Raw genomic sequence first — 14,802 nt, forward strand, 5'->3', positions numbered from 1 at the left:
ATCAACTATTTTTTCTTTTCTAGCTTGTCAGCATAACGCAGTAATGAACCGTTTTGCTCTTTACTTAAACGTAATACATTACAATTCGACCAGTGATCTTGAAACGCTCTGTTTTTCATATCAAACGGTACTTGTAAGTTACCTAAACCACATGCTGCAGTTGCTAGACGAATAAGAGCTTGGGTTAAGCTAATTACGCTGCCATCGGTATTTTGTACGCGTAAACGCCACGCGCGCATACCAACTGTTTGACCGCCGTGTGTCCAAAACCACAAATAGAATCCTGCTACTGAACCCCATACTAATATCGCAAACCAAATTTGGCTGCCTACATATGCCGCGCTATCCACATAACGGCCAGCAATATCGACGATGCCCGATGCAATTAATGCTTCTGCAATGCCAAGTCCTATTGCACTGGCAATCGCAGCGATACCAATAACAATAAGTGCGTCATACACAAGCGCACCAATACGCGGGCCAAAAGTGGCAATGGATGCCGTTTCACCTGTTTCAATTTTAGGTGTGTGTTTTGGTTTTCTGAGTTTGTTTTTCTTCGCCATTATGAATCCAGCCATGTCTTCAGGGTTATCTCGAAAGTGGAAACAGTGTAGCAAAAAAAGTGAGTCTTAGTCGTGCTAAATAGTTAGTGCTGGTGGATATCAATAGCCATAGTGCAAAGCTAACTGTGCTGATATTTAAGATGTTAAGTGTTCGTTGCCATATAAAATCATGACTTAATACAGCACTTTGCTCTAATTTTGAACAGTTGTTTTTACGAATAAGAGAAACGCCTTGCTTGGCATCGTTTGCTATGTATAATGTTGACCTATGCCCGAGTGGTGAAATCGGTAGACGCGGTGGATTCAAAATCCTTTGAAAACAAGGCTTTAAACCGAAACTTCGTTCCGGTTCTGCAGTCCTCAATCATACCAAATGAGCCATGTTTCTCCTAAGTTTAAGCCCTATCTAAACACCTTATATCTCTCTAAAATACACCTAATAAACGTACTTTATTACCCTTAGAAAACCTGCTCCTGTTCATATCTTGTACTTTTCCATGCAGAACTTACGCGCAACAAAATTCACGCATTCCTGATGGTTCCAACAAGTTCCTGTACTTTGACGATCGTTAATTTTACGGGTGGTTGTTTGTGGCAGTATTAGCATGGCAACAAGTTAGTTGGAATTCCGGTCTTTTACGGTCCTCGTCCTGTCCTTTGGAGTTGGTATAATTAATTCGTGTAGCTTGGTTTTAATAATCTGTAGAGGTATTATAATATTCAATACAATATTAGTCTTTTATTACCCTGTTACTAAAGGAAGAAAAATATGATTGGTTGGAAAATAGCTTGCACTATAGATAAAAAAGAAGTCGTCGCAGAAGTAGCATCACAACCAGCCGCGGATTGCAGTGAAGGTGGTTTACACGGCATGATAATTTATGTTTACCACGACAGTAAATTAAAACCTGTATATTTTAGCCCAAATGAAGACATTAAAGTAATAGAAAGAAATTAGAGATAAAATTAGTACGATTTTACTATCGTATCTAACTTCAAATTAAAAACATATTAATGCCTTATATCACTAACAATATGAGGTATTAATCATGTCAATTATCACCACCAAAAAATTCAAATTCACCAACGCCAATCTAAAATCTCTACCATCCAACCCAGCCAATTCATCATCAACAGAACTAGAAGTATCCGATACAGAAATCATCGGCTTGAAATGCTTATCTGGTAAAACAGGTAATAAACGCTTTTTACTACGCTATAAATTCAACGGTCGTAAATGCAGCATCACCATTGGCAGATTTCCTGATATCGATATTAATCAAGCCAGAAAGGTAGCTAGAAAGTATAAAGGTATGATCGCTGATGGTATTGACCCGAAAGCCGAACGTGACAATGCCACTGAGTACCCAACCGTTAAATCATTCTTCTACGATACCTACTTACCACTGGCAAAACGTCGTAAGAAAACATGGGCCATTGATGAGAAACGATTTCGTAAACACTGTAATGCTATTGCTAATATTAAATATAACGAGCTGACGGTTAGCCATGTAATGAAGTTACATCTTGGTCTAAGTGAGACTAAATACAAAGGTGAGTATTACGCACCAGCAACTTGTAATCGCATATTAGCGTTACTCAAAACGATGGGTAAGCTTGCGCATAACATGTTGGATATAATCAATGTGGCAGATAGGGTGTCGTTACTGCCCGAGAATAATGCTAGAACACGATACTGTGATATTGATGAAACGAAACGCATCATCAAAGCTGCTAGAGCCTACCCTCAGAAAAGCATTGGTAACTTTATTGCGTTGCTACATTTGATTGGCTGTCGTGAAGGTGAATTACGTTTCAGAACCCACTCTGATATTAACTACGAAAAGCGTACCCTGACTATCCCACGGACAAAAAATGGTACTTATCACATCGTTTATCTCTCCGACCTCATGATAGAGATCCTGCAATCTATCCCAAAAATATCGGGCAATAATTACGTATTTCCAGCACCACATAAAAAGGGTAAGCCAATCGGTGCGCCTCGTTACTCTTTCGATATTATTAAGCAAACAGCCAAGATAGATAATCCTGATGAAGTGTTATTACATACCGCTCGTCATTCAGTAGCCAGTAACCTAATTTCTAACGGTGTTGATATTAGTGCTGTCCAGAAGTTACTTAATCACAAAGACATATCTAGCACGTTACGCTATGCCAAATTAAGCGAAGGTAAGCAACGTGAGACAGCATCAATGATATCGAACATGGTAGGAGAGTAGTTCATTAACCTAACGTAATAAAACAAGGCTGAAGAATATATAAATATCATGATTATTGATTGTTAACCTATGGAGAATACAACCAATGAAAGTGATTAAAAACTTCAACCTTGTTAATGAACTAACCCTACCTGAACAAGTTAAAGCAGCATTGCATAATGAGTTAATCGAACCATTCAATGGTGATGTTAATACTACTGCTGACTTCTGGTCTGAATACGATACCTTTCTCATTCTACTAGAAGGAAGTGATGTTGATGATTCGTTAGTTGACGCTGATGAAGATATTCAATATTTCATCCAATACGTAACGGATAACCCTGAGTTTGTCGTGTTGTTGAATGATGATACTTGTCCATATCTTCTAGCCTTATCAGTCACTACAACAGCGGGTGGTGGTTGCTATTTATTAGCACCTTTAACATCTAAAACAACTCCTGCCACGACATTAAGCAAGATGCTTTAACCTGCAATAACTACCTATATTACCGATCTAATTACCCATCATTATTAAAGGATTTTTCTATGAGCCGTAAAACTAACAGCACCAATAAAACAACAGACGTAAAAGTTGATGATAACAATCCTGATACCACTGTTGTAGTTGATGAGACTAATGCCGATAACACATCAGTTGAATTAACCAATGAACAAGTAAGTGATGTACCTGTGGATTCAGCAACAGATAAAGTTGTTGAAGATAAACCAGCTAATGATAAACAAGCTGAATCTGAGAAACATGACCATTTCAGCAATATTGTATTATCAGGTAAAGGTAAGAAACTAAGTCCTAAAACAACAAACCATGTTTTCTTTGATGTGGCTGAGCATGATGAAGAAGGCGAGTTGTATATCCGTCTGAGTGGTAATGAAGGTGGTGGGTTACATTCTAAAGAATGGATTAACTTGTCTAAGTTGTTTGCAATCCTGGATGAACAAGTGGATAAGCCATTTAAAAGTACAGCTCTTAAACCTGCATTTAAAGGTGCTAGTGCTAATAACGCTGGCTTCCTTGCTGGTGTATTACGTAGTGATGATATTGGCGTGATTGCTCAATCTGGTACTAGCGTATTTCTTCATGTATTAGCTGATGATTATGAAGAGAAGAAAGCCAAGTTGTTAGCATTAACTTAATCCACGTTGCTAATTCACTACTTACATACCTAAGAACCTAGCTAAACCTAATCCCACAAACTTACTAACGGAATTTATTATGAAACCGAACTTTGATTCGGATAGCTTCCTCGTGCCTGTAATACTAGGCTTGATGATGGGACTAATTAACGTATTTTTTGACTATGACACGGAAAATATCGGAATGTTGTGATATATAGATATAGGTTCAAATTTAGATAGCGCACTAATGATGAGTGCTAAAATTTATATAATTGTTTGGAGAATATACGATGGCTTCTGATTTAGTAACTAGCCTTATTACGGAGTACTTACCGTGTGTAATTTGGCTTAATAGAAAGCGTACTGTAACTGTTGTTGTATCTACTAAGAAATCTAGGGGTATTACAAAACCCATTGAATTTATGCTTAACGGAATCACGGGAGTATCCCGAGTTAAATATCATACCTTTGGTAATGAGGCAAAGTCATATTTGGATTGCAAGAACGCTAGCGATGAACTAATTGAAATGCTTGAGGATTTAATACTAGAGGGTCAGTTAGTTGTATCTCTGAGCCCGATTGATACTCAGAAACACTTAAATGACGCTTTTAAAGAAGCCAACGAAAAAAAGGAGGAATTAGCCCTTATTTAAAATAAATGTGTTTGATTACCAAAGTATTGATGCATTTGATGAAGTTAAAGTCAGTACGTTTTAAGCTGGTCTGCGTAAAGGTCAGGAAAAAGCCTGATTATGGACCGGGGGTGAGCTAACTACTTAACTGGTTTAATTAGACAATACCCATCACGCCTTACGCAGCAAGGCATGATGGGTATTGTCATACCACTTTATGATTTTAAAGCAGAGGATACTAAATCCACCGACTGGAATTGGCTAGTTTCAGTTGGTTATGATTGATGCTTAATGAAGTGAGAAATACCATCGAAAATAATAACCCCATTGCACGATAGGCAATAGGGTAGGAGGTTTAAATTAATGTAATTGGGGTAATGAAATATTAAAAATTAGAATAGTAATTTACTGATGAAAATCTCTATTATTAACCCTTTAATTAAACCTGCTAAAGCGCAGTTATTATTATGTTTAGTAACTACGGGTGAAAAACAAGCCCATTTTGAACCTTTCGATAACCCGTATCGGTTTGCAGCTCGATGAATTTTAAGTATCTGGTTAACCCACATCAGCAACTTTGATTTTAACTAACTATGTCAATTTAAAGTGGGCCTTACCCTGTACTCAAGCCCAAAACCAACAGTATGTAAAATACAGTAATAAAGTCTAGCTGTGATTTATATCAGACTAACACCAAGCTCAAACTAACAGCATTACATCATCTTAGTGCGCTCTAATGACGCGTACAAATCGCGGATAAGTTCATGCTTCAGGCTGACAGGTGATAGCACTTCAACATGAGGCATCCAAGCCTTTAGAACTGGAATCACATCGTGTAATCGTGTTACCTGACTGCTAATCAGTAATGAACCGTCATCCATTTCTTTTAAAACCTGAATATTAGGCAGTAAATCACCATCAAGAAAGCGTGAAGCAACATGCGCATCAACTTGTATTAACACATTAGATTTGTCGATATCTATCCACTGCATCCCCTGCCTAATGATTTCATTTTGTATATTCGATTGAGGTTTATATTTATCGTCACTGAGCTGTAACTGTGAAATATAGGCAACTCTGAACGAATGCTGATTGCTGTGATAGACAGCGGCTAGATACCAGATACCTCTGTCATTTACTAAGCGGTAGGGTTGAACTTGTTCGAGTAATTTATCTTTATATGTAAATGAAATCTGTCGCTGTGAGCTAATAGCACTAGCCAATACATTAAACAAATCAGTAAAACTTGAGACATCCTCAATACGTACATTCTTGAATAAGAACGTTGGTACATCATTGGTCTGCCAGTTGTTCATGTTGAGCTTAATCGGGATGAATGATTCTAATCCAGTGTTCTGTATTAGCTTATTCATGTTATTTGATGATTGCTGTCTAACACTGCTCATATCAAGAAAGTAACAACCATCTTCACGAATCAAAGGCAGATAGGATAGCCTTTCAAAGTCACGCCATATCGTTCTTTCATGGACATTAAATTCAGCTTCCAAATCTTTTAGGTATAAGTGCTCTCCCGCATTTAAACGGGCAAGGATAGTACCTAATCGCTTGGCTAATTTCTCATTCTTACTTTTCATTTAACTAGATTAAACCGCTGTACTGGCAGGTGGTGTCAGTCGTTATTATTTCCAGTACAAATCCATCAGGTTAGCGGTATTGCTATAGCTTTCATCGAGTAGAGGCCACAAGGCTTATAACGATAATCAACAATTTATTCTGTGACTGACACAACCTGTCAGTCGAGCATTTCATAATACTCATCAATTGATTTAAATATTAAAACAAAGGAAAACCTAAATGAAAAACCAGCTTAAAAAATCAATCCAATTACTAACTCTATGTTGCCTATTTTCATCAACTACGGCATTAGCTGGCGGCACTATGGGCGGTAATCCGGGCGACCTTTCTAAGATGAAATCAGTTTTAGAAGCAAACTGGAATGGTAAATCAGGCATTCAACATACGGCCTCGTATGGCGTGATTGTTCAATGGAAAGCTGATGTGTGCGGCACGTTAAATGGTCACATCACTGATACAACCAAATGCACTAAAACGATAAACGTAGTAACTCCAATTAACCAATAAACACTAATAGGGAAATATCATGACAATCAAAAAAATCTTAACAGTAGTAACAACATGTCCAGCTTGTGGTCAACGCGCTTACGATGATGGTAGCTGCCAAGTTTGCGGTCATTCTCATTAATTAGGAACGAGCTAACATGTCATTTTTTAAGAAGTTGAGTAGTAACCTAAAACTATGGACTTGCCATAAGTGCGGTAAGAAAACAGAAGTCACTGGAGGCACATCATGTAATAAATGCGGTAAGTGGGTATGTAATTCACATAAAGAATCTGGCGGAGTCTGTAAGGACGGTTGCTAGTCTAGATTGAATAAATAACAGCACTTAACACAGCGCTATATCAGCAATGATATCGCGCTTTTTTATATCTGAAACAAAGAAGGAAATATTATGCCAGTTGCAGCTTTTTCCAATCCCATATTTGGTATTGGGTTTATCATCGGCTATGCCATCTATAAAGAATTAAACAAAGATTAAATAAGGAGCACACCATGCCATTACCATTAATTTACTTAGGATGCGGATTGATTTCAGGGTTCTTATTTGCCGCGAATGAAAGCAAAATTACAAGTAACTATAAATCTAAACGGGCTTAATGAACCAAGCATCTGTTTGGATATTATGACGTAATGAAAAAAGCCATTTCCCAGCTGTATTTGGGGAAATGACTTTTATTTTTTTCTAGGTGATTCTATTAATGTAGGGGGTCGTTGCTTAACTTCGTTAACCCCCTTAACCCCTACATTAATACCTATATTAGTGAATAAAATTACCCACTAATACAGACATACCAATAAATCACACATATTACCTGCTATCAACTATCACCTCTAACTGTGGCAACTGTGTTATCAAACTCTTCAATAACCTTACGACAGCCCCAATTAGGTCGGCTAGATATACACACGATGAAGTGCGCTCTAATTCTACAGATATCAGGTATAGCACCATGCATCATTTCAATGTCATTTACGATGGCATCAAATTCCTTAATTCTTGCAGCTTTACCTTGGTTTGCTTTAAGTATTACCTTTGCCTTAAACGCTTCAACAAATAAATTAAATGTACTCATTTTTATTTTTCCTTATGTATGGAATCGCCCTTCGATGAAACGTTAGGACAATTAAAATTTTAACTAATTTATTGTTGATTTAATTTTGTATAAAAATAGACGTTTAAGCCGTATCTCTGCGCGTAAATCTATGAGGTGGCACAGTGGGTATTGATGCAAGCCCTTGTTTTAACTTCGTTAAAGCCAAGGTCTAAAAGAATTATATGGGTAAGAGATAATGCGCGACCTCGTCCAGTGATATTAAGTCAGTAATCAAGAACCTTAATTCATCACGAATACCAGAATTTACCCATCATATTAGAGCGCTTAATTTTTACTGGGTTTATTAACCATCAAGATACTACCCAACTATCCCCATCAGATTAGGCAGTGATAAATCATAAAAAGAATCTTAGACCGAATTTGTCACGAGTAGTCGGGTAAGCAATCTCTGCGCAACTATCAATGCTTAAAATTAGGAGGGTAAATGTAGTCTTGAATGGGATGCGCAATATCTCTTACCCATATAATTCTGCTAGACCATCCTCTCAGGCCTTTAATCACGGGGTTCTAGCATCGACCACTGTGCGCAGAGTGGGCAATAAAATCGCAACAACTTGATGAATGTTGTTATTTTAGAAGGTAATTACAGCATGTGGGTATGAAAGTATTATGATGTTAGTTATTTGACTAAGGTATGGAATTAAATGGCTGATACTAAAACAGGTTTTATAAACACCCCGAGTGGCGTTGAGCGTTCAATGCAAACTATTCATGGTGCTCTACTGCTTGAAGAGACAATCGTGTTATTAGGCATGAAAGCTAAGACTATTGATTTTAAGCAATATGATACTGAAACCGCTGCATCTAACGTATTTGCGAAACTGGTTGTTGAATTGAAGAAAGCTGATGTTCAGAAGGGGAATTACTTTATTGAATTGCCTAATGGTAATTTATTGCGTAAAGGTCAAATCATGGCAATTGAACTGATCACGACGCTTTATAAGGGCTTCATCTTGCGTAACGAGTATGATGATATTGTTGATTTCGTGAGTTTGCCAGATGAAAGTAAGCATGAGACTTTTAAAGTAGAGCTACTGAAGGCTCTTGAGGTGAAGGGACTAAAAACTAAGCTCTATCAGCCTGATTGGGATGAGTTGGGATTACGCTAATAAAGTACAAGCACAGAACCACATTTTACCTGACCCGCATGATATAGAACGTTGGTATACAGTATGACAACTACATTATCTCCAGAACAGACTAAAGATGAACAAGTCGAGAAAACAGTAATATCTAGCCCTGTGAAAAAATCCGATAAATATGTAAGTACAATTTCATACTCCACGATCACAGGTGGAGAAGCTACTGAAAGGGCTACTCAAAGTGCTCAACTTCGTGACCTACTGGATGGAATCGAGCGCCGTTTTGGACCTGAGTATCAAAAAGACAGCACTATTGAATTACAACAATATTTAGCTAATAGGGTTAAGCCTGTTAAAGAAAATAAAGATGTGGAAAAGGAACTGATTCAATATCACATTGACCGTAAATCTCGATTTAAATACCTAAAGGCTCAAGGTAGTAATATTCATATCGGTATTGATACTGAGTTTGAATATGATGAAGAAAATGAATGTAATAAGATCTTATCTTACCAATATTGTTTACTGACCGCAGATGGTCGTGAATTTAAGGGGGTTGATTACCCTGCGAGTACCGATAAAAAAGACCGTTTTGATTTTAATAATTATATTTTCCAGATCATAAATTATGCTAAGCGACATGGTTGGATATCCGAGTATCCGGAGAAAACATTTATTTATGCTCATTTTATGAGAGCTGATATAGCCTCATTTGATGCTTATTGGAATATCAAAAGTAATAAGTTAGATGCTGCTAAGGCTGTTGCTAGTAATGCGCGTGGTGATTATGGTTTAGATTTACGTGCTATTGGTGCATCGCAGTACAAGCCAAAATATGTGACTTATAAAAATAACGGTAAACGTCTAGAAAGAACGACTCTTCATCTAAAAGATACATTATTCCTTTCTCCCGGACGCTGCTCACTTGATGTGATTGGTGAGGCCATTGGTATCCCTAAAATTAAGCTTCCAGCTGGTTACTCTATTGAAAAAATGAGTAAGCTGTTGGACGAGAATAAGGGTGCTTTCGAGCGGTATTCGATTAGAGATGCGGAAATAACGGTTAAGTATAGCCGCTATTTAGAGGAGCTTGTTTTAACTGAATTGAATGATGTATTTGATAATGATGATAGTGAAGTACCTGAAGGTGGCGCTAGAACTAAAAATAGTTCATCTAATCGGATTAAGTATCTCCCTAATACGCTTGGTAATTTATCAGTAGCGTTATTTAAAAATATATTTGCTGATAAATATGAAAAGAGGGCTGCTGAGGCTGAGAACAATACTGCTCCCTTAATCCCAAACATGACATTTAATGAAGTGTTTGGGATGGAAGAAGTGACAGCTTATAAATGGGATGAACGTAAGCATCGCTCTATACCAAATAAATTAGCAGTGCTATCTGGTGAACGAGATAGGAATGAAGCAACAGCTCGTCGATGTTTCTTTGGTGGTAGGAATGAGGATTATGTATTTGGAGCCTCAGCTAAGGGCACTATCAGTGATTGGGATTTAGCAGGGGCTTATACTACTGGGCTTGTTGATATTTTACCTGTGGATTACAGAGCTTCTTTTTCTTCAACAAAGATTGAAGATTATCTTGGTCATGTCATGGGTTTTGCTTATGTGAAGTTTAAGTTTGCGGAAGGTACGCGATTCCCTTCATTGCCTGTTAGAACCGAATTGTATGGTCTTTATTACCCGTTAGAGGGTGAAACTTATTGTACTGCTCCAGAGATAGCCGTTGCTTATAACATGGGCTGTGAAATTGAAATTCTTTACGGTGATATTATTCCTTGGGTTAAGAATGCAGAGCCTGTCTTTGAACCCTTTACTAAAGTGATCCGTAAGCTGAGAAAAAGGCATAAAGGTACATTCCTCGAAGCTATAATAAAAGACGTAGGTAATACTGCATACGGAAAAATCGCTGCTGGGGTTGGGTTCCAACGGAATAGGTTCGACCCTAAAACAGGGTTGAGTAAACCGTCTGGACCCTCACCTATTACTAATTCGTATTTCGCATCTCACGTAACAGGATTTATCAGATCCGTACTTTCAGAATTATTAGCGAACGTTGGTGATGACGTTACAGTTTATAGCGCGACCACGGACGGATTATTGACTGACTTGGGTAATGCTGATGAGATGATCATTGATGAGTATCATTTAAACGGTAAAACATACCAATCTACTACAGCGCGATTTAAAGCTTTATGTGCTCGATTTGGTGATGATGATGCACTTGTATTAAAGCATCAAGTTAAGCAAATCATAGCAATGAAAACTCGTGGACAGTTGACAGCCGAAATGATGGAAGATGATGGTACTAACCCTGAGATGTCAGCGTTATATAAAAAGCCAGTTACCGCTAAAGCTGGTATTAAACCACCTCGTGATTGTGTTAATGAAAATGATTGGATGGTTGATCTGTTCTTAAATCGACAACCTTCTGACAAAGTAGCGAATAACTGCATTGTTTCTGAACGTGATATGTATTTGCATGAGTTAGATTTAATTGAAATCAAACATGATAAGTATCTGAATCTTGATTTTGATTTTAAAAGACGTCCAGTAAACCCTTCTATGGTTGATGTTCGTAATCCTCTTACGGGTAAGACAGTTAGCCATCTTACGTTTGATACTGTGCCATGGAAGAACCATAAGGAAGGTGAACTTGCTCGTTCTGCTTTTGACGGTTGGAGGAAGGGTAAGTTAACAGCTGTAGAGCCTAGTGGTGAGGCAGATAAGGAATCTAGTAAGGAGCCTGAGAAGAAGCCTAAGAAGATAAGAGTAGGTGGTAATTGTCTTAAAACGCTTTATGACTGGGATAACTGGATGGACTTTTATAAGATTAAAGCTGTAATGACAGTGAAAGGTCAGAAGTATGAGAATGATAGTTCTGAGGGGATATTCAAGCGTTTAGTATTGACTGCATTGACTAATGATTCATGGGGATTATCTAAGGATGCGCCTGATGGTACAAAACGTAAATACGATGATTTAATTGAATTATTTACCAACGCAGGTTACCCCGTTAAGAAGTCAGATTTTACTAATGCTAAGAATCGTAATATTGAAGAAAACATGATGCCAGCTGCACCTAAATCAATACCGTTGCTTAAATGGGTTATGAGTCAATATCCTGATATGGAAGTTGGTAAATTTTTCATGAAAGAAGAGTTTGCTGAGATGATGGAATTAGTTAAGAATTCTTAAAGCCAGTGTTCTATAACGACAATCTGTACACATCTTCTCGTAACTTGTTACTGGCGAATCCTGCACTGGTTGCTGGTGATGATATCGAGAAGATGATTACATTATTGAACCAGAAAGCACCTAGGCTTAAACCTGCAAATTTTATCTATATGAAATGTAATGTTATTTATCATAGTGTACTATAGAGGCTATATATTATGTGAATAAGGCGTTTAAAAGAAAATGAATTACACTCAATTAAAGGAAGAAATTTTTGATTTTTTTCATACTGAATTAAGGGCGGTTACTTTTGAAATTCAAAACCGAGATATCACAAGGAATAAAAAAGCTACTTTAATTAACAACGCAGTTGAGAGTGTTAAAAATAGAGTCGGTAGTTTATTAGTTACTAGATACCCTCAGTTAAACCGACCAAAGCTTTATATGCTTGTTCAATATTGCTATACCGTGATGAGTTTTGAATATAGAAATACAGTGTGGCCGTATGAATATATGGCTTTTTCTCGACGAAATGGTGAGCTTTGGGAGCGGTTTTGTAAAGCAGCTTGGGATCACTCTGAAAAAGAAACTCTTTATAGAATTCGAGCGCCTCAATTTGATGAAGTTAAGAATAACTTCTTACATAATATAGCAAGTTACACTAGCACCCTTGACCAGCGCAATCGATTACTAGCTGATGTTAATGAGATTTTTGAACTAGTTGGTGAAATTAATATGGTTGAGGATGAGATGTTTAATCTTCATGAACGTAACCATATAATTGATTTTAAAAGTGGCTTTGGTTCGAATGAGAAAGGCAATACGCTAAGATTATTGGCTGTGGGCAAGGCTTATAAGCATTGGGATAGAAATGTAGAACTGTTGTTTCTAGTTAGGCAGAATGAAAATAATAATTATTTAAATACAATTAGACGTAGTAACCTCTGGTCAGTTTTTTGTGGTGATGATGCTTATAGTAAAATTGATGAATTGACTGATGCTGGTATTTGTGAAGTAAGGCGTGAAGCAATTGATTTTGAACATGACTTGTCTCCTGATTTTTGGGCGTATCTAGTCAGAGAGAATATCCATGGCTACTTGAACTGGTAAGTTTAAAGTATGGGTGCAAGGTCTGATTTACCTTGCACCCTATAATTAAGTAACTGATGCTATATATTTAGAACGCATTGATTCAGTTTCTTTCCAACCAATTGATTTTGCTATTTTTACTATTTCTTTCGCTTCATGTAGTTCTGCTGCTGTCAGTTTTGGGACTTTTAACTTCTTTAAATAATTTGCTGAGTTATTTGCACCTGGGGCGATTAATGATTTTAGTTTTGATGAGAAATCATCGTTTAGGTAAATTAATAAAAAATCATGGTAATTATTGTCATTAGCGAAGACCCCGACGACACCTTGATCAAATATAGCATTGTTAAGGATAGAGGCTGAAAGTCTGCCTGAAGTTACCATTGGGACAGCTAACCCCTCTTTAAAGTAAAAGTTTTTATTTTGTAATCTTGCCTTTTCGTTTTTATCATAAAAATTGATAGCTTCTTTATCCCATCGAATGCAACTTGCTGTTGTTTCAAATGGTTGACGATGTCCCCCTCTGATGAATGGTACGTACGCAACTTCCTTCTTGATTCCAGTCTCTCTCTCATCTAAAGTTGGTGTTGTTGTTACGTCAGTCCAATTTACAGGATGTCCATTCAGTCGTTTGGGAGGGGTCTCTATGTTGTAGCCACAATAGGTTGTGTTATCTCCGGTATATATACCTGTTTTACAATCCGCTATTTCACCTAAAGTCGTTACATCACGATTAAATGATACTGAGTTCAATAGTTTTGGGCTTACCCATGCGTCATCACAGTTATTTATAAAGTATGAGCCTTGAACTTCTGTTTTATCTGTTTTAATTAAATTCATTAATGATTCATTGGATGCGACGGCATCAATCCAATTTATAGAGCTATCTGATGTTATTTTGTTTTTTGTTCCAGCAATAATGCATAAGTTCCCATATCCAAAGTTAACCGAGCCAAACCTTTTACTTTTGAATTGGATTATATGCGAGGGTTTTGCATTTTCTGTAATGAATTTTCTTAAATAAGTTAAATGAGTACTTGTTAAAAAGGTATCTGGCATAATAAAAACATATTTTCCATTTTCCTTTAAAGCCTTCAATGTTAGATAGAAAAATAAACCGTACGATTCTCTTGCGTAAACCCCGGGTAATTTTTTCTTAATTGTTTTTCTATATTCAGTAGTGAACTTTAGGCCATATGGAGGATTGCATATTGTTGAATCGTATTGAACACTAGGTAGAGTTTCAGTTCTATTTTCTGGGTGTATATGGTAGTCAATGAAGTCTAAGTTGTAGTAATTGCAATTGTCGAATTTTACGTCACTCTTAAAATGTTCTTTATCTATGTCTATGGCATGGATCTGCTTTGGAGTGCCTTTTAAATCTTTAATGAACGCACCTTCACCAAAGCAGGGTTCAATGATTTCATGCCCTGTAGTGTCCCCCAGTAACTCAATCATAGTGTGTCTGATGTCATCAGCATTAGTGAAAAAGCCTTGGAATGATTTATCGGTATATTGGTTATTCATATCATGATTCAACTTAGTAAAGAACTGGATGCTGTAAATTTAACAGACAGCTGGTACCTTTGCAATGAACATGTATATATATACAGTAAGTAGTATTGTGAAGTTACGCATGATAAAAACCAGAGTGTAATCGTTGCCTTAG

The 14,802-nt window shown here is 37.1% G+C and carries 13 protein-coding genes; 9 read left to right on the plus strand and 4 right to left on the minus strand.

Annotated features, from left to right (window positions below; all coding sequences use genetic code 11):
• Positions 1–5: 5 nt before the first annotated feature.
• Positions 6–563, minus strand: coding sequence for an RDD family protein (locus HWV01_RS02070; RefSeq protein ID WP_211673854.1), 558 nt, complete (start codon positions 561–563; stop codon positions 6–8).
• 769 nt (positions 564–1,332) lie between these two features.
• On the opposite strand from HWV01_RS02070, the gene HWV01_RS02075 reads away from it, so the two are divergent.
• The 5 genes from HWV01_RS02075 to HWV01_RS02095 all read left to right on the plus strand — a co-directional run bounded on the left by HWV01_RS02075 (position 1,333) and on the right by HWV01_RS02095 (position 4,572).
• Positions 1,333–1,521: a hypothetical protein gene (locus HWV01_RS02075; protein ID WP_211673855.1), complete on the plus strand. Its 189-nt coding sequence runs from the start codon at positions 1,333–1,335 to the stop codon at positions 1,519–1,521.
• A gap of 91 nt (positions 1,522–1,612) precedes the next feature.
• Entirely contained in the window at positions 1,613–2,803 is a 1,191-nt protein-coding gene (locus HWV01_RS02080) for a site-specific integrase (protein WP_211673856.1), read from the plus strand.
• Between the two features lie 85 nt (positions 2,804–2,888).
• Positions 2,889–3,269 carry a hypothetical protein gene (locus HWV01_RS02085; RefSeq protein WP_211673857.1) on the plus strand — a complete coding sequence of 127 codons (381 nt, stop codon included), beginning with the start codon at positions 2,889–2,891 and terminating at the stop codon, positions 3,267–3,269.
• 59 nt (positions 3,270–3,328) lie between these two features.
• Positions 3,329–3,937, plus strand: coding sequence for a hypothetical protein (locus HWV01_RS02090; protein WP_211673858.1), 609 nt, complete (start codon positions 3,329–3,331; stop codon positions 3,935–3,937).
• 272 nt (positions 3,938–4,209) lie between these two features.
• Entirely contained in the window at positions 4,210–4,572 is a 363-nt protein-coding gene (locus HWV01_RS02095) for a hypothetical protein (RefSeq protein ID WP_211673859.1), read from the plus strand.
• A gap of 692 nt (positions 4,573–5,264) precedes the next feature.
• On the opposite strand, the gene HWV01_RS02100 is transcribed toward HWV01_RS02095, so the two are convergent.
• Entirely contained in the window at positions 5,265–6,146 is an 882-nt protein-coding gene (locus tag HWV01_RS02100) for a YafY family protein (protein ID WP_211673860.1), read from the minus strand.
• A gap of 220 nt (positions 6,147–6,366) precedes the next feature.
• On the opposite strand from HWV01_RS02100, the gene HWV01_RS02105 reads away from it, so the two are divergent.
• The gene (locus HWV01_RS02105) at positions 6,367–6,654 is read left to right on the plus strand and encodes a hypothetical protein (RefSeq protein ID WP_075478483.1); all 288 of its coding nucleotides are present in this window, start codon (positions 6,367–6,369) and stop codon (positions 6,652–6,654) included.
• Positions 6,655–7,470: 816 nt separating this feature from the next.
• Here HWV01_RS02105 and HWV01_RS02110 read toward each other — a convergent pair.
• Positions 7,471–7,725, minus strand: coding sequence for a hypothetical protein (locus HWV01_RS02110; protein ID WP_211673861.1), 255 nt, complete (start codon positions 7,723–7,725; stop codon positions 7,471–7,473).
• Positions 7,726–8,411: 686 nt separating this feature from the next.
• Here HWV01_RS02110 and HWV01_RS02115 point away from each other — a divergent pair.
• From HWV01_RS02115 to HWV01_RS02125, 3 genes are all read left to right on the plus strand, one after another.
• The gene (locus HWV01_RS02115) at positions 8,412–8,876 is read left to right on the plus strand and encodes a hypothetical protein (RefSeq protein ID WP_211673862.1); all 465 of its coding nucleotides are present in this window, start codon (positions 8,412–8,414) and stop codon (positions 8,874–8,876) included.
• Positions 8,877–8,939: 63 nt separating this feature from the next.
• A complete protein-coding gene (locus HWV01_RS02120) occupies positions 8,940–12,065 on the plus strand; it encodes a hypothetical protein (protein WP_211673863.1) in 3,126 nt (1,041 codons plus the stop codon).
• A 222-nt stretch (positions 12,066–12,287) separates the two neighbouring features.
• Complete coding sequence (locus HWV01_RS02125; protein WP_211673864.1) at positions 12,288–13,154, plus strand: hypothetical protein; 867 nt, start codon at positions 12,288–12,290, stop codon at positions 13,152–13,154.
• A gap of 45 nt (positions 13,155–13,199) precedes the next feature.
• Here HWV01_RS02125 and HWV01_RS02130 read toward each other — a convergent pair whose 3' ends face one another.
• Positions 13,200–14,660 (minus strand): Eco57I restriction-modification methylase domain-containing protein, encoded by a 1,461-nt coding sequence (locus tag HWV01_RS02130; RefSeq protein WP_211673865.1) that lies wholly within the window; start codon positions 14,658–14,660, stop codon positions 13,200–13,202.
• Between the last annotated feature and the right edge of the window lie 142 nt (positions 14,661–14,802).

It is taken from the genome of Moritella sp. 5 (assembly GCF_018219455.1).
In the GTDB taxonomy this organism is placed as follows: Bacteria; Pseudomonadota; Gammaproteobacteria; order Enterobacterales; family Moritellaceae; genus Moritella.